Below are 20,770 nucleotides of genomic sequence, written 5' to 3'. Positions count from 1 at the left end.
TGTGACAGCAATTCGGATTTTTGATGAACCCTTGTACGTGATTAAACATTAATGATCTACAGATTTGATAGTGCAGCTAAGACAAGAGGGGTGGATCATGGGGACGGCAGAAGGCATTACGAGAGGCTTCTATGAAGATATAAAGGAAGCTGCGGCCCATATTGTAGACGTATTAAGTGGTATATTGAAGGTCAATACCATCTTTGTTGCTACGAATGACGGTTTGACGAATGTCATTCTGGAGGCATTCAATCGCAAGGAAGAATTGATTGTAAAAGGTAGCGAACTTCCATTTGAAGATTCTTACTGCAGTTTGGTATTAAGAGATAAAAATGAAAACCTTACCATCCAGGATACATGTGAACATCCGTTGACACGATCCATGGATGTCACGAGCGGACTTGGCAATCGTTTCTTCGTGGGCGTGCCCATCATGCGAAGATCCGGCGAAACATTCGGTACCATCTGTCTGATGGATAATCCTGACTATGTAATCAGTGAGACCGACATGAAGACACTGAAGGCGATGGCTGTATTCCTGGGCTATGTTGTGGACCTGGAGAGCACATTGCATGTTCAGGAGCGTAAATTGAGTGATTCGGAACAAATGCAAGAGCAGCTCCAGGCAGAGAAAGAACGAGCCGAATCGGAGGCCATGACCAAATCACAGATGCTAAAGCTGATGAGTCATGAGATTCGCAATCCGTTGAACGGCATTCTGGGACTGACAGATCTGATGCGTACACCGGATATGCCTGAGGAGCAGTCAGAGTATGTGAATATGATTGAGACGAGCGGCAATATTCTGCTTTCCTTGCTGAACAATATGATGAATTTCAACATCAATGAGGCAGGTAAAACGGTTATACATGATGATCCTTTCGATCTGGTAGGCACTATCGAGAATACCGTTTATCTCTATGCGGGAATTGCGGCTGGCAAGAACATTGAGCTGGGATTGAATCTTGAGCTGAATGTGTCACAAGTATTCGTTGGTGATGAGATCAAGATCGGACAGCTGCTTGCACATGTCATTCAATATGCTCTCGATTCAACGCGTGAAGGCTCTGTCCTGATCACGGCAGTGGTGAACGGAGAAGACACCGAAGAGACGGGTACACTTCTGCTCAAGGTGAAGTACACAGGTCAGACGTTATCGGATAAGAAGATGCAAACCTTCAATAGCCAAGATGAGAATTTGAATATCCAAAAACTGATCGGAAGCAATCTGGGTCTGGCTGTAAGCCAGAATCTCGCGATTCTCATGCATGGCCGTATTCAGGTGAGTAATGTGAAGGAGAATGAGACGGAATTCCACATTGCCCTTCCGTTACGCAGATACTGGGAGTTACCTCAACTCGCAAGTATTCAGCAGAGGTTAAAAGGGAAAAAGGTGTTGCTTGCCAAGGACCCTGACATTCTGCAAGGTGTCTCTTCCCTGATGCGCAGATGGGAAATGGATGTGCGTATGACTTCAGGCTCGAGTGTAGCACATGAGTGGATCAAGGAAGGCTTCAGGCCGGATGTGGCCGTTGTGGATATGGGACTTCTGGAAGGCGGCGCAGTGGATTTTGTACATGAGTTGAAGCAGCGCACGGAGAATCTGCCCGTCATTATTCTGGTTCCCTATGGCATGCATATGGACCTGCATGAAGCGGAAGCCTTTGATGCTGTTCTGACAAAGCCGGTCAGACAAGCTGATCTGTTGAATGCATTGAGTATTACGCTGCCTTAAATGAGCAGATAGATGAAGGAATATCATAATTGGCGCACCTGCTATAGGTGCGCTTTTTTGGTTCTGCTTTTGAATTTTCCATTTTCTGAGCCAAAACTCTTTTCATCCGAGCTGGTTACGTTACAATAGAATGTGAACTTCATCTTTATAACCAATAGAGGAGGATATGCAATCAATGGATTATCGCAGATTGGGTGGAAGCGGACTGAAAGTAAGCGAGATCAGCCTGGGAAGCTGGCTGACGTACGGAGGGTATGTGGAACGTGAAAATGCGGTGAAATCAATTGAAACTGCATTCGATGAAGGCATTAACTTTTTTGACACAGCCAATGTATACGAACGGGGTGCAGCAGAAGAACTGCTTGGGCAGACGCTCAAAGCCTACTCCCGTGACTCTTATGTACTTGCAACCAAAGTATTTGGCAAAATGGGGGATGGTCCGAATGACCAGGGGCTGTCTCGTAAACATATCATGGAGCAATGCGAAGCCAGTTTGAAGCGCTTAGGCGCTGAATATGTGGATATCTATTACTGCCATCGTTATCATACTGAAACACCGATCGAAGAAACACTGCGCGCGCTTGATGACCTGGTGCGTCAGGGCAAAGTATTGTATGTTGGCGTCAGCCAGTGGACTGCGGCTCAGATGGAAGCTGCTTTGGGTACAGCAGACCGCCTGCTCTTGGATCATATCGTGGTCAATCAGCCGGTGTACAACATGTTCGACCGATATATCGAAAATGAAATTATTCCGCTGGGTGAGCGCAAAGGCATCGGACAAGTCGTATACTCGCCGCTTGCTCAAGGTCTATTGACCGGCAAATATACGTCCGTTTCCGATATTCCGGAGAACAGCCGTGCTGCCAAACTGGGCTGGGACGAAGGTAAGATCAATGCAGATCGTATCGGGAAAGTTCGTCAACTGATTGAGGTGGCGGACAAGCTCGATCTGAAGGTTGGTCAACTGGCCCTGGCGTGGATTCTGCGCCAGAACAACGTATCCAGTGCACTTGTAGGGGCAAGTCGTCCTGAGCAGGTCAAAGAGAATGCAGCTGCATCTGGTGTGAAGCTGGATGCTGCCATTGTTGAGGAAATTGAGCGCATCCTTGCTTAATCTCCTGTCAGTACACAAGCTCGGATGATAGATACTCATCCATAAGCAAAGGGATGTCCTGTACGCCTGAATGGCGAACGAGACATCCCTTTTTGTTAAGTGGAACATGACAGACAGGTGATAACGGGCTTTAAAGCGTAAGAGACAGAGAGCGAAGTGGTAAGGCACAGACGCGATTACGCCCTGTATTCTTGGCTTCATATAGTGCACGGTCAGCCTGCTCGAAGAAGTCGTTATCATCGTGGTCATCACAATGATCCGGATATACGGCTACACCGATGGATATCGTTAGACGTATCGTGTGCCCGTCAGGCAGGGCAAATTGATATTTCTCTACCCCTTGCCGGATCGATTCAGCGATAGCCATGGCCTGTCGGTGTCCACAATCGAGCAAGAGAATGGCGAATTCCTCACCACCGTTTCGTGACACAATATCAGTGGAACGCGCATGCTCAACGAGCAGTTGTCCGAGTTGCTTCAGAACTGCATCACCGGCGGAATGACCGAAGGTGTCGTTTACCTTTTTGAATCGGTCAATATCAATGGCAAGCAAGGAGAGCTTTTGTTGGTATTCCCGGGCATGCTGAAGCTCTGATTGAAGTGATTTTTCGAACTGTCTTCGATTGCTCAGATTGGTAAGATGGTCGGTAGATGCTCTTCTCTCCAAAAGAAATAACATTTCATTCGATTTATTAATAAATTCTGCGATGAAATAGATAAAGATTCCACCGACAAAGGAAATCGTCATCTGTAACGGATATACTTTCATTAATGAATTCATGCTGTCCGTGTTTAACATAAGAATAATAAAGATCAACGTAATGCCCAGCAGGTTCATCGTAATAATTTTGGTCAGTCTGGACCAGGAAGCATAGGCGAAATATACACCGGACAATCCGATCAGAGTCATGACAAATCCTGCATCAATGGCAGAGGATGATATGCCGAACATCAGAATACGAAGAATTGAGATAACGAGCCCCGTAACGACCGAAGCCAGTCCTCCCAGATATACTGCTGCGGTAACGATGGCCAGATGCCGTAGGTCTACAATCGTACTTTCGTTCAGAGGGAAGGAATAGTTCATGAGTACCGTGCCATATATGCCGAATAATAAGCCGCCGATCAACTGAACACGTAAGGAGGGAAAAGGCAATCGGATATTATAGAACTTGGCGATGATTCCGGACACATACATAAACGTAATCATGACACAGATATTGATGAAAAAAGTGCTTAACAACCGACATTCCCCCTTTTTACGCACATCCCTACATTTTATCTGAAAAATGGTGCAGTAGCGAACCATATTATCCCAAATTATTGAGGGGATTGCTGGGAAAGTTGTTTTTAATTCCATAGGCTGTTGTGGGCGTGGATATTGACTTCAATATACAATGAGATTTATACTTAATCTAAATCAAAATTCATCCTCTTTAATTGGAAAGACTGTTGTAAGTAGATGTAAGTAGAAGATCAGTGTCTGATTTCATATAAAATGCATTCATAATAAAGGAGAAATGGTTGTGAGAACTTTAAATCTGACGATACAACGGCAAGCAGTATATGATGTGGTGCGCCATTCGGAAGATCACCCGACAGCTGCTGAGGTAATGAATCGACTCGTGGAACAAGGATATAACCTGGCCTATGGCACGGTATATAATTCCCTTCGTTATCTGACGGACAAAGAATTAATACGGGAGCTTAAACTCGGAGAGACAGCAAGCCGATATGATGCCCGCATGGATGATCACCAGCACATTATGTGTGAAGTGTGCGGCAAAGTGGACGAGGTGATGACGGAGGTTCCTCCACAATGGATGAAACAGGTAGCTGAAGAAACCGGATATGCAATCGACCATGCGCATGTGGTCTTTGGAGGTGTCTGCGGGGAATGCAGAAACAAACGGATCAAGTAAAAATAAAGCTGCCTGGCCGCCGTTTACCCATTCGGGTTAAACCCGCCTTGTCCGATTCAACACCTCTTGTGGACAATTGTCCGGTTACACGACGTGTTATTCTGATCAGCCCGATGCCGGGGCAGGTACACGAACTGGTTAAGGCCTTGACGGATAGTTGCTTTGATGTGCTGGTCTTTCACCGCTGGGAACCGGATCTGCATGAACGCCTTGTCTTCGATCTGTTGATCTATGATCTGTCAGTTGCCGGAACCATCGATGCATTCGCTGGGATCAGCAGCCGATTGAACCGGGAGGCAGAACACACAACGCCATGTCTGTATCTGGTCGGTGAGAAGATGATCGGCAGCGCGAGTGGACCGATGCTTCAGGAAGAGTTGTTGGTGTGGCCTGCACGTCCGCAGGAAGCTCTTTACCGGGTACAACGTATGATTGGCAACAGTCCTGCTATGCCCAAACGTGGATTTTTGCCTGAGGAAGGGCAGCGTATCGGATTCAAGGATCTATGGCTGGATCGTGAACGGATGAGTGTGCAGCGCGACAATAACCGGATTCATCTGACCAAGACCGAGTATGATCTGTTGCTCAAGCTGATTGATGCCAAAGGAGCAGTCATTTCCCGTGAGGAGATGCTCAGCGATATCTGGGAGACAGATTTTACGGGTGGAAGTAATGTGGTTGATGTTCATATCAAAAGTTTACGCAAAAAATTGGGCGATAACGCGTCTTCGCCGCAATACATCGTAACAGTAAGAGGAGTGGGCTACCGCCTGGCGGATTAGTCCGCTTTTTTTTATATCTATCGTTCACGTATGTTCATACGTCATTCATGATTGGATCAAGAACCTCATCGTAATCTCATGTGAACCTCATGCAACAGATGAATGGGACATGTTAGAATCAATTTAACAGTTAGATCAAGTCTAAATGTATATTTAAACCGAAGCCGAATATGATTTTAATAGTCGATATATAGCAGCCGTGAGACCCATTAGAGGAGGACGACATGATGACAGAACGTATGACAACCAATCAAGGTGCACCTGTAGGTGACAATCAGAATTCCCGCACAGCAGGCAGAAGAGGACCGACACTGCTTGAAGACTACCATCTTATTGAGAAAATAGCCCACTTTGACCGTGAACGTATTCCCGAAAGAGTCGTGCATGCGAGAGGTGCTGGAGCCCACGGCGTATTCACGCTAGAGCAGAGTATGAAGGCTTATACCACAGCGGACTTCCTGCAAGATCCGGGTACGGAGACCGATGTTCTGGTTCGTTTTTCGACTGTTATTCACGGAACGGGATCACCAGAGACTGCACGAGATCCACGTGGATTTGCCGTCAAATTCTACACACGCGAAGGCAACTATGATATCGTGGGCAACCATCTGCCCGTCTTCTTCATTCGTGATGCCATGAAGTTCCCTGACATGGTTCACTCTCTGAAGCCAGCTCCGGATACCAATATTCAGGACCCAGCTCGCTATTGGGACTTTATGACCCTCTCGCCGGAATCCACCCACATGATGACCTGGTTGTTCTCTGACCTGGGTACACCGGCGAATTATCGGGAGATGGATGGATTCGGCGTACATGCTTTCAAATGGATCAATGCACAGGGACAGGTCCACTATGTGAAGTATAAGTGGGAGTCTGCACAAGGGGTTCGAGGCTTCTCTCGTCAGGAAGCTGCCGAGGTACAGGGCCAAGACTTTAACCATGCTACCCGTGATCTGCGTGAACATATCAAGAACGGGCAATACCCGCAGTGGAAGCTTCAGGTACAACTGTTGAAGCCTGAACAGATGGATGATTTTGCTTTTGATCCACTTGACCCTACAAAGACCTGGCCTGAGGATGTACTCCCGTTCCATACGGTAGGAACCATGACCCTGAATCGAAATCCGCAAAATTTCTTTGCTGAAGTGGAGCAGGCTGCGTTTTCTCCTAGTGCGGTTGTACCTGGAATTGAGCCTTCTGAAGATAAATTACTGCAAGGACGCTTATTCTCTTACCCAGATACACAACGTCACCGGCTTGGAACGAACTATTTGCAAATTCCGGTGAATTGCCCGTACGCACCCGTTCGTAATCATCAGCGTGATGGACTCATGAATGTGAATCAGGACCCATCTCCGGTGAACTATGAACCCAACAGTTCCGGGAACAGCCCGCAGGAAGATCCGGCATACCGGGACAGTCAGGTGCCATTGGAAGGGCACGTTACACGTGAGAAAATCGAGAAGACGGATGATTATACGCAGGCAGGGGAGCTTTTCCGTTCATTTACGCCTGTAGAGCAGCAGCATTTGCTGGATAATCTGATCAATGACCTCAAGGGTGTATCTGTTGATATTCAAATGCGCGCGCTCTGTCACTTCTTCCGGGCGGATGGACAGCTTGGCGGACGTTTGGCCCATGGACTTGGCGTGGATATTTCTGCACATATGCCGTCACAGGATAGAAAATAAATTGCAGTCTGATCATGTATGTATAACCTAATATAGGCTGATATTTCGGTGAAGACCGGGCAGAACCGTGAAATTGCGGAACTCCCGGTCTTTCCGCTTTTTTGGTGAAATGGAAAACAAATTTACAAATCATTTACATAAAATAGCTGACATAGAGGTTGACTTCTCACTTGATGGCACTACAATGAGTAGTGTGAGGGGTGTCAGAATATGAGAATACACAATTTCAAAGTGGGTGAGCGTGGGCTCAACCGATTTTTCGGTCCGCTGGAGGCCAAGATCATGGACATTTTATGGGCTCGTCCTGGCAGCAGCATCCGTGAAGTGCAGACCGCACTTGAACAAGACAAAGACGTCAATTTTAATACAGTCATGACCGTAATGAATCGGCTCGTAGACAAAGGACTGCTTGGCAAGTCTCAAAAGGGCAGAACATCTTTGTACCAACCGGTACAGAGCAAGGAGGAGTTTATGAACGACCAATCCAAGGAACTGTCACATGAGTTGGTGGATGAATTCGGAGCGCTGGCATTGAATCATATGTTGGATGCCCTGGATGAAGCAGATGCGGGTCTGATTGAACGCCTGGAACAGAAGATCAAGCAGTGGAAAAAGGACAGCGATTAAGATGTGGAAGGCCCGCTCGAAGCTGTTGTTTACCGTCGGGTTTGGCATTCCGTTACTCGTGTTCATGCAGATGTTCATGTACGCGATGTACAAGATTTTTGGATGGGATATCCCGTTTAATCTGCTCTGGCTCTGCAATCATTGGATGAGCCGACTGGGTTGGTTATCCGTGGGACATTTTCTGCTCGCACTCGTCTTGCTGACATTCGCCGGGACAGGCTGGTTGCTTACGGTTCGCATGATGAAAACCAGGGCAGCCGTCCGTAAACTCCGCTCCATGGAGATCCGGGCACTGTCCCGTGAACTGGAGTCGAGGTATCACCATCTCGGACAGCCCGGATTCATTGTCGTGGACAAGCCATCCCCTGTCGCATTTACAATTGGTTTATGGAGACCTTGTATCGTACTCTCCACAGGGCTTCTGACGATGCTTGATGCAGAAGAGGAGACTGCGGTTGTGTATCACGAAGTCCACCATCTGTGGCACCGTGACCCACTGAAGACCACGCTGCTGTCGGTGTTTGCAATTATGATGCCTTATATTCCCGTATTGAAGCATACGTCGAAACATTACAATATCGTCAGAGAGATTCTGGCGGACAATGAGGCCATTGAGCGTACAGGAAACGCGGCAGGTATTGGCAGTGCTTTGCTCAAGCTGCTCCGTGCTTGTCCTGAACCTTGGGGAGCAAAAGAACTAACCGTTCAATCGTCATTTGCGGATACGTCGGTAAATGTCCGAATTTCACGTCTGCTGGACCCGGAACAGGACGTCACGCTGAGATTGCCACGCTACGCCGTTCTGATGTCGGTTACCGTTTTCCTGTTGCTGTCTATCTTGTTTGTTTGGTCCATTGGATGAATTAATTTAGCTAAATGTGAGGTCGAGTATAACACTAGGAAGGAAGATGAACATGAATAATAAAAGTGTAGAGATTGGATTACTTTTCTCAAGGATTATGATCGGTTTGATCTTTGTATTGCACGGCTGGAGTAAATTCGAAGGTGGAATCAGCGGTACAGTAGGTTTCTTCGAAAGTATCGGTATTCCCGGATTTCTTGCATCCGTTGTAGCCATCATTGAGTTGGTGGGTGGTGCGGCGATGATTTTGGGTCTGGGTACACGCGTGTTTGCAGCCCTGTTTGCCATCGTGATGGTTGGAGTTCTGTTTACAGCCAAAATGGGTGAGCCGTTCCTGAGTGGTACCGAGTTAGATTATCTGCTGCTGGCTGGTTCCCTGACACTGCTCTTCACAGGAAGCCGCTTCCTGGCTGTGGATTATCTTATCTCCAGACAGGGTAATTCTCGCCAAAATGTGAGTGCTTGAATCCAATAACCATTGCTTAAACGAATAATGGTGCGCAGGATGGTACGACATTCTGTAACGAAGCTCTCTATTGGCCAGCCCGGTTCCGAAGTTGTATTCGCGAATCGGGCTGATCGGTAGGGAGCTTTTTGGTTTGGACGACAAGCCTTTGGTTTGATACAATGAGAATAAGTATGCTACTAAGAAAAAATAAGGAGGATGCATTTTATGATTAACGTCATTCCATCCGATGCCCGCTCCAGCTTTGACCGAGGCTGGCTTCGTGGCAGTCACAGCTTTTCCTTTGGAGAATACCAAGACCCGGATAATACCTCGTTTGGACCGATGCGGGTAGCGAACGACGATGTGATCGCGCCTGGTCGCGGTTTTGGGGCTCACCCGCATAGTGACATGGAGATTGTATCCATCGTACTGAACGGCAAGTTGCGACATGAAGATAACCTGGGGAATGTAGCCGTTACAGGCTTTGGTGGTATCCAGCGGATGTCAGCAGGCAGTGGCATGATTCATACCGAACATAATGCATCCGATACCGAAGAAGTACGTTTGCTTCAGCTCTGGTTCATGCCACAGACAAAAGGGTTGGAGCCCTCCTATGAGACCACATCATTTGATCCAGCGGCATTGGCAGGAGCGCTTGTGCCTATTGTATCGCCAGATGGGGGACCAAGAGTGGCAACCATTCATCAAGATATGACGATCTACCTCAGCCGATTGTCCAAAGACGAGACGTTAACCTTTAATCAGGATACGGGACGTCGCATGTACATTTTCTCCATCGAAGGAACGTTGGGATTGAATGGAGAGTACCTGTTGAATGAAGGCGACACAGCTCGTGTGGAGCAACACAGTTCCATAGAACTGCAAGCAAACGAAGATACATTTTATATGATCATTGATTTGCCGTAGATGGGTGTTGGAATAAACTCCAAGAACAGAGGAGGATTATACGTATGGCGCAACAGGAATGGTTTATGGTTAAGCATGCGGTGACTGGTCGAGGTTTGGCAAACAGCAAAACAGATACACTGTCCTATCGCTTCCAGCAGGAGGGCACAGATTTCGTATTTACCGTGACGGGTCTGGACGAGCAGAGCGTGGAACAGATCCTGGAGCTCAGACAAGAACTGAATGTATTTCGATTCGTCCAACGCAAGGATCAGCCCCTTTTGAAGCACTGGTACTACGTAGAGGGTGAGCGAGTAGTGTATGACGAGGAGCGTCACACGCTAAGTATCTATGCGAAGTCGGAAATTCGTTATGTCCCTGAAGATTATTTTGCCGATTAACTTGTATGTAACGATAGAATTGGAACATCCCAGAAGGTCTCTGTGAATACAGGGGCCTTTTTGCTGTCTGGATTCGGAGAATGCATTCTTAATTTTGCAAAAAGGACCACATAATTCCCTGCTGTCTGGCACAAGCTACCTTGTATAAAAAACGAGCGGAGGGACGGCATATGGCAGACAAAACATCAGGGAAAGACAAGTCCAGAACTTCGGGATCCGCTTCAGAAGAAAAAAAACATGTACCTCTGGGACTGCCGTCCCCGCCTTTTCTGCGGCAGCCGATCAGCGCAGTACATGAGACTCAGATTCAGGCGATAAAGGAGATCTTCTCCGAATGCTCGGATGTGGTTTTCCGTAATGTCATGATCACGCCTGAAGTGAAAGGGCTGCTGGTATACATCGAAGGTATTGTTAATTCGGCTGATATTCAGGATCACATGTTGCGTCCGATTATTCGTGGATTGATACAGCAGCGTACAGACGAACCTGATGTTCCACTGGATGATACACGCGTAGAGCTGACGCAGGTGAAGCGAGTTGAGACTTGGGCTGCTGCGACAGAAGGTGTCCTTGCATCCTCCGCACTTCTGGTGATCGATGGAAGTGCCCAGGCATGGATGTTCAATGTCAAAGGTGGCGTAAGACGCGGTGTGGAGGAACCTCAGACAGAATCTGTCATTCGTGGACCACGGGAAGGATTTACAGAAACATTACGGGTGAACACAGCATTATTACGCTTCAAATTGAAGACACCTGCCCTCAAGATGGTGAGCATGACGCTGGGTACCGAAACCAAAACGGATATCGTTCTGACTTACCTGGAAGGGATCGCGGATCCAAAGCTGGTCCAGGACGTTAAGGAACGCCTGGAAAAGATCAAAATTGACGGCATTCTGGAGACAGGATATATCGAGGAGTTAATTGAGGACCATCCGTATTCTCCCTTTCCGCAGATGCACTATTCGGAGCGTCCGGATACGGTAGCAGGCAATCTGTTGGAAGGGCGGTTTGCCATTATGGTAGATGGTACTCCCTTTGCGCTGATTGCCCCTGTCACGATGTGGCAGATGCTTCAAGCCAGCGAGGATTATTATGAGCGATTCTTTATCAGTAATCTGTTGCGCTGGATTCGCTTTTTGTTCGTAGCCATTGCGTTATTCCTGCCAGCGCTATACATCGCTATTACGACATTTCATCAGGACATGCTGCCAACCACATTGGTACTGAGTATTGCCGGGTCACGGGAAGCTATTCCTTTTCCGGCACTGGTTGAAGCTCTCATCATGGAGCTCTCCTTCGAGGCACTTCGTGAAGCAGGAGTCAGGTTACCGAAAACGGTAGGGCAGGCCGTCAGTATCTTGGGTGCGCTTGTAATTGGGCAGGCAGCCGTTCAGGCAGGGATTGTATCTGCACCGATGGTTATTATCGTATCCATGACAGGTATCGCTTCCTTTACGATTCCGCGGTTTAATTTTGCGATTACCGTTCGTCTATTGCGTTTTCCAATCATGTTACTGGCTGGCATGTTCGGACTGTATGGTATCGTGATCGGTCTGGTCCTGATTTCGGTGCATCTGACCCAGATGACTTCATTTGGTGTGCCTTATCTGTCGGGTCTTAGCCCATACAGCAAAACGGATACCAAGGATATTCTCATTCGTGTGCCGTGGTGGAAAATGATCAATCGTCCATCTACCGTCCATGATAACCAGAAACGGATGAATGAGAAGATCAATGGTTCCCCCGAAGCAGAGGAAGGGTGGTAAACCCATGCAATTTATGTATAAATACCGGGCAGTTATAGCTCTGTTGTTATGTACCTCTCTCATTTCAGGTTGCTGGGATCGAGAGGAAATAAACGATGTTGCCTTTGTAATTGGTGTCGCTATGGATAAGGAGGAACAAAACTACAGATCCAGTCTGCAGATTGCTCTTCCAGGACAATCTGGTTCTTCGGGTAGTGAAGGAGGAGGAGGGGGCACAAGTGGTGATAAATCCTGGTTCATATTGTCCAATACAGCCAAAACCTTTCACGGAACATCTCTTGAAGGGCAAAAGGCGCTCTCACGCAAAATATATTACGCTCATCGGCGTACTATGCTAATCGGTGAGGATTTGGCGAGGGAGGGCGTTGCCCCTATGCTGGATTTGATGACACGTTATCCGCTCAATCGTTTCTCAGCGTTGCCGGTTGTGACAAGAGGAGAAGCATATAAGGTCATGGATACTGATGCACCCATAGAAAAATTTCCATCTGAGATGGTACGGGAATTGTGTTTTTTAAATATGCGAAATCCCCGCTCGCTCAAGACGTTTATAGATTCCATTCTTAGCGAAGGCGTAGATGCTTTTCTGCCCATAGCTTCGGTTGTTGACACTGTGCCCAAGAACTGGAAGGACCCCAAAACGAACATCAAGATGGATGGATTGGCCATTTTCAAGAAAGACAAGCTGGTAGGCATGATCGATAAAGCACCGGCAGATGCACTGATTCTGGCCATGGGTGAGGCCAATGCACCAGAGGTTATGGTCGAGGCTCCAGGGGGAGAAGGAGATATATTCATTAAACTGAACGAGAACAATTCTTCGCTGCATCCCAGTGTCAAGAATGACAAGGTTAAGGTGAGCATTCAAATGTACGCCAAGGGAGTTATCGTCGATAACGAATCGAATTACGGTGACCGGCGGGAGGATGAGATATTAAAGTTAAATGACGCCATCCACAAGAAAATAAAGTCAGATATTGAGGAAGGCATCCGATTGGTTCAGCAGAAGTATCATGCCGATATTCTTGGAATCGGTCGATCTATCCATCAGCACCTGCCGGCGGAATGGGACAAGATGAAGGATCGATGGGAAGTCATTTATCCTGAAGTTGAGGTAACCGTTATTCCCCATGTCATTATTGAAAATGTAGGAGTAATCAATAAACCGATCGGTGTCGTGGAGGAGGAGGTCGTACATGATTAAACCGCTTTTGTTTACCTATCTGGGCATGGCAATTGTGGTCATCTTGATGGATTTCAGACATATGAAGCAGGCAGCAGCCATTAATCGCTGGATATCCTATGGTCTGATTGCATTGGGAACGGTCATTTGGTTCTATGTCACTCACTTGAGTAAAACGGTTTTTGTCACGGTATGGATAAGCCACGTTATTCAGCGATTTTTACCTTTACCATAGATTGCAGATTAACTGACGGAAAGGAGGTATTGTATGAATCAGAGTGTGACTCATAGGCAGATCGTGCTGCTCGTGCTGCTACTTTGTATTACAGGTACGCTGATTCAGCCTCACGCGCAGACCATTTTCTACGCGGAGCAGCATGCTTATCTCTCGTATGTGCCCGTCGTTTTTGTGATGATAGTGTCTCTATGGTTAATAAGTCGGGTCCAGCGACGATTTCCCAATCAGGATCTGTTCGAATCCCTTGTTCAGCGATTCCCGTTTTTGGGGAGAGTAATGGGATTTCTGTACATTCTATTTTTTTTCTTCGTGTTTGCAAGAGATATCCGACTAGCAGGTGACTATATAAGTATAACGCTACTGGAGAACACACCCATTTCCATCATTGTATTATCTCTGGTGGTCATGGGGGTCTTTATCGTTCGAGGCGGACTGGGTTCCTTAATCGGAATGGCGGAGTTGTATGTTACGCTGTTTCTGCTGATCTCGTTGATTATACCTTTCATGCTTATTCAGCAGGTAAATATGGATAATCTCATGCCATATTTTCATGTTGATGTTGCAGGAGTAGGCAAGGGGAGTTGGTACATATTTTCTTTTTATGGAGAGATGATTGCATTGCCATTTGTAGTCAAAGGAAGCGATTTTCGTTTCAAGTCGGTTCTATGGGGAATTATCATCTCTGCACTCCTAATGATGCTTATCCTTGTGGAGACGATAACTGCGATCGGAGTCCCTATTGCTTCCAGACTGGTATACCCATCCTATGAGCTGGCAAGGCAGCTGCAAATCAGTGATTTTCTGGACCGGTTTGACCTTGCGCTGGCAGCAGTAACCATGCCGACCATGATCACAAAGATTGCATTTGATCTATACTTTGTCTGCTGGGGACTGAAGCGGATGATCCCGAAATTGTCGGGAAAGATGATGACGGGCCCGGTCGCCTTGGTCGGATTCGTATGTTCTTTCTGGTTCTTCCGAAACGCGATTCAGCTCAATCGTTTTACCCGGGAATGGACATGGATTGCTATTGTATTTGAAGCACTGTTTCCTCTCGTGCTGTATCTTTTCCTTCGTCCGCGCAAAAAGGTTAAACAAAAATCGAAAGATGCCGGGAAGGACGGAGAGAAAAGACGGAAGGATTCCCATAGTGGAGAGCTCCAGCCTTCCTGATACATTCCATCAAAAATCGTTATAGATGAAACGGCCAAAAGAGGGGAAGTGCAGTTTCCCTTCGAAGAAGTACCCTGTATACTGTAGTCAGACTGATGAACATTCGGCTGAACTAACGGGGGGAACATGAGATGGCTCAACATTTGGCAGGTGTACGTGTAGCATTGACAGGACCGCGAAAGTCGAAAGAGATGTCCTTATTGGTTGAAAAAATGGGTGGCATTCCGCTTGTGCGACCGGCACAGGGAACGGTATTTCTGGATGATCGGAATATCAGGGATGGTCTGGTATCCTGGATCTCGGACCCACCAGACTGGGCGGTATTGACCACTGGCATGGGTCTGGACGCGTTATTTGAAATGGCTGAGGATATGGAAGTTGCGGGAAAATTACTGGATGCACTGTCGGAATCCTCAATTGCGGCCAGAGGATACAAGACGGTGAATGCACTTAGAAAGCGCAAATTAACGCCGCTAGTACGGGATGATGATGGCAGCACGGACGGGCTTATTCGTGAATTCGCGCCACATGATCTCGCAGGGAAAAAGGTGATGTTGCAGCTTCACGGGGAAACAGCTCCCAGACTCGTTTCATGGTTGGAGGAACAAGGAGCAATCGTGCGCCAAGTGCTTCCTTACCGCCATGTTCCACCGGAAGAGGCTGAGCTGGAACAGCTTTTGAATGAGATTGTACAGTACGAAATAGATGCTGTAGCGTTCACAAGTGGACCACAGGTTAGATTCCTGGCGCAATATGCGGCATCGCAGAATAAGCTCGAACCGATGCTGGAAGCTTTCAGACAAGGTGTAATCCCTGCGTCTGTGGGTAAAGTGACGGCTAATTCGATGCGAGAAGAAGGCATTGAAGCGCTGGTGATTCCGGAGGAAGAGAAGATGGGCGCACTCATCGTTGAACTCGGGCGTTACTTCGCAGCGGGACATGCGGACAAGATCCGCAAATAGCAGCAAAAACAGTCGAGCAATGAGTATAAACGAATTCAATCCTTCGGCAGTTTGATGATTCAAAACGAGTGGTATATGCATATGTTATTCCGGGTTCTGATCTGAGTTTTGGATCAGGACTTTTTTCTGTTTTGTCTGAAAATAGAAGAAGAGACAAGTATCATAAGCATGGACATTATTTCCTGAGCGGTGTTATTATGAAGACAATATTGATGAAAACAAGCAAGGTGCTCTTGCGTAAAGCAAGAGGTAACAGGGAATCGGGTGAAAGTCCCGAGCGGTCCCGCCACTGTAATGGTGAAGCCCTTTTTGATCCAAGTCACTCGCTAGCCGGGGAAGACAGAAAAGGAAGCTGATGATCCAGAGCCAGGAGACCTACCTTGCATGTGTCACCGAACCCTTCGCGGAAAGGAATGGTGTACGAAGAATCAGGAATTGGGCGAACAAGCGGTTCGCCCGGCTGGCCCCCTTGGGCCACATAGTCACAGGATTACCCTCTGGGAGTCTGGGACTGTGTTCTTGAGTGTACGTACATGCGTATCCCATCCGTTATAAGGATGGGATTTTTTTGTTTTCCATGAAAGTGATATCCCTACGATCTCCAGTGTTGGAAGAATAGAAGCAAAGGAATAAGTTAACAGAGCTAGGAATTGAACACGCTTAACAGTTGGGGAGAAGGTCGGCATAGCCGTCCTTCTTCACTGTTTAATCCGTACGACAAGTGTGATGAAGGAGGAGAAGCAATGCAAGGTCAAGGCAAGCTGCTAATTATCGGGTTCGGTCCGGGGGCGATGGAACACATCACGAAGCGGGCACTCGAAGCACTTCAGGAGAGTGAGGTTATTATCGGATACAACACGTACGTGGATCTTATCCGACCTCTGTTGAACGGGCAAGCGATTGTGCGCACGGGCATGACGGAGGAAGTAAGTCGCGCGCAAGAAGCGGTCCGGCAGGCGGAGATGGGCAAGATCGTTGCTGTAATCTCCAGTGGTGATGCAGGTGTATATGGCATGGCGGGTCTGGTATACGAGGTGCTTATGGAGCAAGGCTGGAAGCCGGATACAGGTGTTGCTGTTGAGGTTATTCCGGGTGTGTCGGCCATTCAGTCTTGTGCTTCACTTCTCGGTGCCCCCGTCATGCATGATGCATGTACGATCAGCCTAAGTGATCACCTTACGCCGTGGGAGACCATTATTCGCCGGGTCGAAGCCGCAGCGTCAGCTGATTTTGTCATTGCTTTGTACAATCCACGCAGTGGACGACGTACACGCCAGATCGTGGAGACACAGGAAATGATCCTGCGTTATCGTGACCCACAGACCCCGGTAGGTCTGGTGAAGAGTGCATATCGTGAGCGTCAGGACGTTGTCATGACCACACTGGAGGATATGCTGAATCATGATATCGGCATGCTGACGACGGTGATTATCGGCAACTCCTCGACCATGATGTACGAAGGACTCATGGTCACCCCGCGCGGGTATCAGCGGAAATATACGCTGAACACCGCGGAACAGTCGCTCAGACCTCATGAGCGACTTCGCACGGAAGCCGAGCCATGGTCGCTCGGCGCAAGGGAAGCCCGCGCTGCCGCCTCCAGCGATGCAGCGGGCGAGAGCGCGGCCAGCGATGCATCGGCCGCGCAGCCACAGGCGGAGCCAGCCCTGCGCGGCGCAAGCACCGGAGCGGGCACGGCTCCGCAAGGGCAGCCGCCCGCTGGCGCCGGGGCTGCTGCCGCTATGCCTACGGCAAGCCCGGCCGGCAGCGCTGCCACCGCTGTGCTTGCCGGCGAGCGACCTGCTTTCGCGGCGGCAGAGGCCGCTCCGCGCAGAGTCGCAGAAGCGCCACGCGCCGGCGCAGCTGCACTCGCCGCTGAGGCGCTGACGCGGCTCGCGGCAGGCGGAGCGCTCGCGAGTGAATCGGCGAGCCGCTGGCTGGACGCACCAGCGCCGAGCCACACGGCAAGTGCGCCGCAGGCTGCGACCACAACGGCGGTACGCACCGTGCCCGAGCCTGGGCGCAAGGCACCGCTGTTCGAAGTCGGCGTGTCGCCCGGCGTGGGCAACAAAAAATTCACTGCCGCCCAGATGGCGCTGCTGGCGCAGTGTGCAAGTGAAGACGGCGAACTGGAGTACACGCCGGAACACCAGATCATTTTGAGAGTGCCGACCTTTGAACCGGACTCGCTGGTAGAAGAGCTGCGTGCAGCGAATTTTATCGTTGTACCGATTGGAGATGTCATCAAGGTAAAGGCCTGTGACTTCTGCAACATGGAGAAGGATGATGCTGTCCCGATGGCTAACCATCTGCAGGCGGTGATTGGTGGACTGGGTGCACCTAAAGAAACGAGTGTGGCGCTGAATGGCTGCGGCATGGCATGTTATGGGGCGGTGCTGGAGGATATCGGCATTGTGTACCGCAAAGGTGCATATGATCTGTTCCTCGGCGGCAAGAAGTTCGGACGCAATGCTCACCCTGCCCAGCCCGTAGCGGAGGGAATTCCGGGTGACCAGATTGGTGGGATTGTGGAACGCATTGTGGCAGATTACAAGGAAAAAGGTCATCCGAACGAGCGATTCCACAAATTCTTCAAACGGGTCGGCGTGATTCAGGGCTTCCGCCATGTGGATGCACCGGTCACTGTGGAAGTAAACCCGGTATGTGGTGACTAAGTCTTGATTAAGTCCTTGATTGAATCGCTTTCTTCGTGGAGACATGATGGTTTACCTTGCCAGGGCTTATGCAATATTGTGCAATCTTCGCTGGATTTCAGCTGACATAGATGGATTGATGTTTCGAGTAATGTATCGAATGGAATGCCAGAAGAATGAATATGAAAAGCCTGATCTGTGGGTCTAGGCGGGGGAGGAAAAACAGAAGATGGATGCAATATTGTTGGTGGGACACGGGAGTCGTGATCCTGAGGGGAACCGGGAACTGAAGGAGTTTGCAAGTGAGGTAGCAGCGAAGGCACCGGAGAATACGTTAGTGGAGACCTGTTTTCTGGAGTTAACGAGACCGAGTATTGCCGAAGGCGTTACCGCTTGTGTGGATCGTGGGGCAACACGTGTCGTGTTGGTGCCGATCATTCTGTTTGCTGCCGGTCATGCCAAGATCGATATTCCTAATGCCATTGACCGTGCCAAGGCACGTTATCCGCAGGTGGAATTCGTGTATGGTCGTCCTATCGGTGTTCATGAGAAAGTCGTTCAAATCATGCAGACCCGTCTGCAAGAAGCACAACCTGTACTCGTGGCATCCCAAGGCGGAACAGCGGTAGCAGCTCCACCTGCTCCAGTGACGGATGAAGAGACCGCAGTCCTGGTGCTTGGACGGGGAAGCAGTGATCCGGATGCCAACAGTGACTTTTTCAAAATGACCCGGATGTTGTGGGAGAAACTGCCTTACAAGTGGACGGAAAGCAGCTTTATTGGCGTGACTCAGCCCTCATTCCCGGATGGATTAGAGCGCTGTCTATTGCTGGGTGCGAAGAAGATTATTATCATGCCTTATTTCCTATTCACAGGCGTACTGATCAAGCGCATTGATGAAATGACTGCGGAATTTGCAACGGCACATCCAGACATTCAGGTCGAGGTTGGCGGATATTTCGGATTTCACCCGAAGCTGGTTGAACTTGTACTGGAACGGGCCCATGAGGGGTTATACGGACGCGTAACAGCCAACTGTGACAACTGCCAATTCAGACTTGAAGCAGCCAAACACCATCACCACCATCATGATCACGACCATGGGCATGACCACGATCATCACTATGATCACGACCACGACCATGATCACCATCATCACGATCACGAGCATAGTCACGATCACCATCATGAACACAGCCATGCGCACAACCACGATCATTCGGATCATGATCACTCGCATCATCCTGATGGGCACGACCACCAGCACGTACATGCACACGATGACCACGCACATATGCATGACCACGATCATGAGCACACTCATGCTGCCGTCGATCGTCAAGCATCACTCGATTATCATCATGATCATGATGAAGAGTTGCATCATACGCATCACGAGCACGAAGGAACCGTACAGGAAGATGCTTCTCCCGATCAGGCTGAGGTTGCAGCAACTTCAGAGCAGGTGAATCGTCCATGATCTTCATGTTGTGTGGTACGAGTGATGCAAGGGAACTGGCTTTACAGATTCAGCAGCAAGGAACAGACGTGCTGACTTCCGTTGTAACCGACAGTGCGGCGAATAGCTTGACCGAAGCTGGATTACCTGTTCGGACAGGCCGTTTGACTGTGGAAGCAATGGTGGAGCTGGTACGCGAAAAAGGTAGCCGTGCCATCGTGGATGCAAGTCACCCATTTGCCGAAGAAGCACATGCCAATGCGATGGAAGCAGCAAAACAGGCGGGTATTCCGTATATTCGTTATGAACGGACAGGCCTGGCGTACGATGATCATGCGTTACTTCATGTTGTCTCTTCCTACGATGAAGCGGCACTCAAGGCCAAAGAGCTGAAGGGCTCCGTCATGCTCACGACAGGTAGCAAAACGTTACAGATTTTCACCAAGCACCTGCTCGGTGATTCGGACATTCGCCTCGTTGCCCGCATGCTTCCGCGTCTCGATAATATGGAGAAATGCGGTGAGCTTGGTGTGGAACAACGCAATATTATTGCAATGCAGGGACCTTTTTCCCGTGAAATGAATGAAGCCTTGTACAAGCACTATGCGACGACGGTAATGGTTACCAAGGAGAGCGGCAAGACCGGAGCGGTGGATGAGAAAATCCAATCTGCACTCGAACTGGGCATTCATGTCGTGTTGATTTCACGCCCCGAGGCTGAATTTGGAACGGTGTTTGATCATTTTGAAGGTGTACTGGATGAGCTGAAGCGCGTATTGGTGCAGTAGAACACCCCGATAGTCTTAATTTGAATAACGAATATTTGAATGACACCACTACTTGAAGG

Annotated in this window: 19 protein-coding genes and 1 riboswitch; of the genes, 18 read left to right on the top strand and 1 reads right to left on the bottom strand. The window is 48.8% G+C overall.

From position 1 onward, the window contains the following. Positions 1-97: 97 nt before the first annotated feature. Together FS628_RS19245 and FS628_RS19240 are read left to right on the top strand one after the other, a co-directional pair. Complete coding sequence (locus tag FS628_RS19245; protein WP_145324633.1) at positions 98-1,735, top strand: hybrid sensor histidine kinase/response regulator; 1,638 nt, start codon at positions 98-100, stop codon at positions 1,733-1,735. Between the two features lie 175 nt (positions 1,736-1,910). Continuing rightward, on the top strand, positions 1,911-2,849 hold the full coding sequence (locus FS628_RS19240) for an aldo/keto reductase family protein (protein WP_145324631.1): 939 nt from the start codon (positions 1,911-1,913) through the stop codon (positions 2,847-2,849). 130 nt (positions 2,850-2,979) lie between these two features. Here FS628_RS19240 and FS628_RS19235 read toward each other — a convergent pair whose 3' ends face one another. Beyond that, positions 2,980-4,092, bottom strand: a complete 1,113-nt coding sequence (locus FS628_RS19235) for a GGDEF domain-containing protein (protein WP_145324629.1) — start codon at positions 4,090-4,092, stop codon at positions 2,980-2,982. Between the two features lie 283 nt (positions 4,093-4,375). Between FS628_RS19235 and FS628_RS19230 the strand changes: the two genes are divergently transcribed. From FS628_RS19230 to cobK, 16 genes are all read left to right on the top strand, one after another. Then, positions 4,376-4,771 (top strand): Fur family transcriptional regulator, encoded by a 396-nt coding sequence (locus tag FS628_RS19230; RefSeq protein ID WP_145324627.1) that lies wholly within the window; start codon positions 4,376-4,378, stop codon positions 4,769-4,771. Then, positions 4,747-5,553: a winged helix-turn-helix transcriptional regulator gene (locus FS628_RS19225; RefSeq protein ID WP_145324625.1), complete on the top strand. Its 807-nt coding sequence runs from the start codon at positions 4,747-4,749 to the stop codon at positions 5,551-5,553. Before FS628_RS19230 ends, FS628_RS19225 begins: the two co-directional genes overlap by 25 nt. A 227-nt stretch (positions 5,554-5,780) precedes the next feature. Then, complete coding sequence (locus FS628_RS19220) at positions 5,781-7,244, top strand: catalase (protein ID WP_145324623.1); 1,464 nt, start codon at positions 5,781-5,783, stop codon at positions 7,242-7,244. Between the two features lie 210 nt (positions 7,245-7,454). Then, positions 7,455-7,871 carry a BlaI/MecI/CopY family transcriptional regulator gene (locus tag FS628_RS19215; protein ID WP_017691824.1) on the top strand — a complete coding sequence of 139 codons (417 nt, stop codon included), beginning with the start codon at positions 7,455-7,457 and terminating at the stop codon, positions 7,869-7,871. Position 7,872: 1 nt separating this feature from the next. Beyond that, positions 7,873-8,733, top strand: a complete 861-nt coding sequence (locus FS628_RS19210; protein ID WP_145324621.1) for a M56 family metallopeptidase — start codon at positions 7,873-7,875, stop codon at positions 8,731-8,733. Positions 8,734-8,785: 52 nt separating this feature from the next. After that, positions 8,786-9,199: a DoxX family protein gene (locus tag FS628_RS19205; protein ID WP_145324619.1), complete on the top strand. Its 414-nt coding sequence runs from the start codon at positions 8,786-8,788 to the stop codon at positions 9,197-9,199. Positions 9,200-9,406: 207 nt separating this feature from the next. Beyond that, complete coding sequence (locus FS628_RS19200) at positions 9,407-10,108, top strand: pirin family protein (protein ID WP_145324617.1); 702 nt, start codon at positions 9,407-9,409, stop codon at positions 10,106-10,108. 44 nt (positions 10,109-10,152) lie between these two features. Next, on the top strand, positions 10,153-10,488 hold the full coding sequence (locus FS628_RS19195) for a hypothetical protein (protein WP_145324615.1): 336 nt from the start codon (positions 10,153-10,155) through the stop codon (positions 10,486-10,488). A 170-nt stretch (positions 10,489-10,658) separates the two neighbouring features. Beyond that, positions 10,659-12,254, top strand: a complete 1,596-nt coding sequence (locus FS628_RS19190; RefSeq protein ID WP_145324613.1) for a spore germination protein — start codon at positions 10,659-10,661, stop codon at positions 12,252-12,254. 4 nt (positions 12,255-12,258) lie between these two features. Continuing rightward, entirely contained in the window at positions 12,259-13,458 is a 1,200-nt protein-coding gene (locus FS628_RS19185; RefSeq protein WP_186327881.1) for a Ger(x)C family spore germination protein, read from the top strand. Further along, entirely contained in the window at positions 13,451-13,672 is a 222-nt protein-coding gene (locus FS628_RS19180) for a hypothetical protein (protein WP_145324609.1), read from the top strand. The genes FS628_RS19185 and FS628_RS19180 overlap by 8 nt, the downstream gene beginning before the upstream one ends. Positions 13,673-13,705: 33 nt before the next feature. Further along, positions 13,706-14,848: a GerAB/ArcD/ProY family transporter gene (locus FS628_RS19175; protein ID WP_145324607.1), complete on the top strand. Its 1,143-nt coding sequence runs from the start codon at positions 13,706-13,708 to the stop codon at positions 14,846-14,848. A 131-nt stretch (positions 14,849-14,979) separates the two neighbouring features. Beyond that, positions 14,980-15,810, top strand: coding sequence for a uroporphyrinogen-III synthase (locus FS628_RS19170; protein WP_145324605.1), 831 nt, complete (start codon positions 14,980-14,982; stop codon positions 15,808-15,810). Between the two features lie 208 nt (positions 15,811-16,018). Further along, a riboswitch (cobalamin riboswitch) is annotated at positions 16,019-16,207 on the top strand. Positions 16,208-16,553: 346 nt separating this feature from the next. Next, positions 16,554-18,485 (top strand): precorrin-3B C(17)-methyltransferase, encoded by a 1,932-nt coding sequence (cobJ, locus tag FS628_RS19165; RefSeq protein ID WP_145324603.1) that lies wholly within the window; start codon positions 16,554-16,556, stop codon positions 18,483-18,485. 208 nt (positions 18,486-18,693) lie between these two features. Then, positions 18,694-19,944, top strand: a complete 1,251-nt coding sequence (locus FS628_RS19160) for a sirohydrochlorin chelatase (RefSeq protein WP_145324601.1) — start codon at positions 18,694-18,696, stop codon at positions 19,942-19,944. Beyond that, the gene (gene cobK, locus FS628_RS19155) at positions 19,941-20,711 is read left to right on the top strand and encodes a precorrin-6A reductase (protein ID WP_145324599.1); all 771 of its coding nucleotides are present in this window, start codon (positions 19,941-19,943) and stop codon (positions 20,709-20,711) included. Before FS628_RS19160 ends, cobK begins: the two co-directional genes overlap by 4 nt. The last annotated feature ends 59 nt before the right edge of the window (positions 20,712-20,770 follow it).

It is taken from the genome of Paenibacillus xylanexedens, assembly GCF_007676705.1.
GTDB lineage: Bacteria > Bacillota > Bacilli > Paenibacillales > Paenibacillaceae > Paenibacillus > Paenibacillus xylanexedens_C.
The sequence above is the reverse complement of the archived record's forward strand: the minus strand, read 5'-3'. Positions and strand labels throughout refer to the sequence as shown.

Coding starts and splice junctions, on each gene's coding strand:
- FS628_RS19160 (WP_145324601.1), top strand. CDS start 18,694: ATGGATGCAATATTGTTGGTGGGACACGGGAGTCGTGATCCTGAGGGG.
- FS628_RS19240 (WP_145324631.1), top strand. CDS start 1,911: ATGGATTATCGCAGATTGGGTGGAAGCGGACTGAAAGTAAGCGAGATC.
- FS628_RS19175 (WP_145324607.1), top strand. CDS start 13,706: ATGAATCAGAGTGTGACTCATAGGCAGATCGTGCTGCTCGTGCTGCTA.
- FS628_RS19195 (WP_145324615.1), top strand. CDS start 10,153: ATGGCGCAACAGGAATGGTTTATGGTTAAGCATGCGGTGACTGGTCGA.
- cobK (WP_145324599.1), top strand. CDS start 19,941: ATGATCTTCATGTTGTGTGGTACGAGTGATGCAAGGGAACTGGCTTTA.
- FS628_RS19220 (WP_145324623.1), top strand. CDS start 5,781: ATGACAGAACGTATGACAACCAATCAAGGTGCACCTGTAGGTGACAAT.
- FS628_RS19190 (WP_145324613.1), top strand. CDS start 10,659: ATGGCAGACAAAACATCAGGGAAAGACAAGTCCAGAACTTCGGGATCC.
- cobJ (WP_145324603.1), top strand. CDS start 16,554: ATGCAAGGTCAAGGCAAGCTGCTAATTATCGGGTTCGGTCCGGGGGCG.
- FS628_RS19215 (WP_017691824.1), top strand. CDS start 7,455: ATGAGAATACACAATTTCAAAGTGGGTGAGCGTGGGCTCAACCGATTT.
- FS628_RS19245 (WP_145324633.1), top strand. CDS start 98: ATGGGGACGGCAGAAGGCATTACGAGAGGCTTCTATGAAGATATAAAG.
- FS628_RS19225 (WP_145324625.1), top strand. CDS start 4,747: ATGCAGAAACAAACGGATCAAGTAAAAATAAAGCTGCCTGGCCGCCGT.
- FS628_RS19185 (WP_186327881.1), top strand. CDS start 12,259: ATGCAATTTATGTATAAATACCGGGCAGTTATAGCTCTGTTGTTATGT.
- FS628_RS19180 (WP_145324609.1), top strand. CDS start 13,451: ATGATTAAACCGCTTTTGTTTACCTATCTGGGCATGGCAATTGTGGTC.
- FS628_RS19210 (WP_145324621.1), top strand. CDS start 7,873: ATGTGGAAGGCCCGCTCGAAGCTGTTGTTTACCGTCGGGTTTGGCATT.
- FS628_RS19205 (WP_145324619.1), top strand. CDS start 8,786: ATGAATAATAAAAGTGTAGAGATTGGATTACTTTTCTCAAGGATTATG.
- FS628_RS19200 (WP_145324617.1), top strand. CDS start 9,407: ATGATTAACGTCATTCCATCCGATGCCCGCTCCAGCTTTGACCGAGGC.
- FS628_RS19170 (WP_145324605.1), top strand. CDS start 14,980: ATGGCTCAACATTTGGCAGGTGTACGTGTAGCATTGACAGGACCGCGA.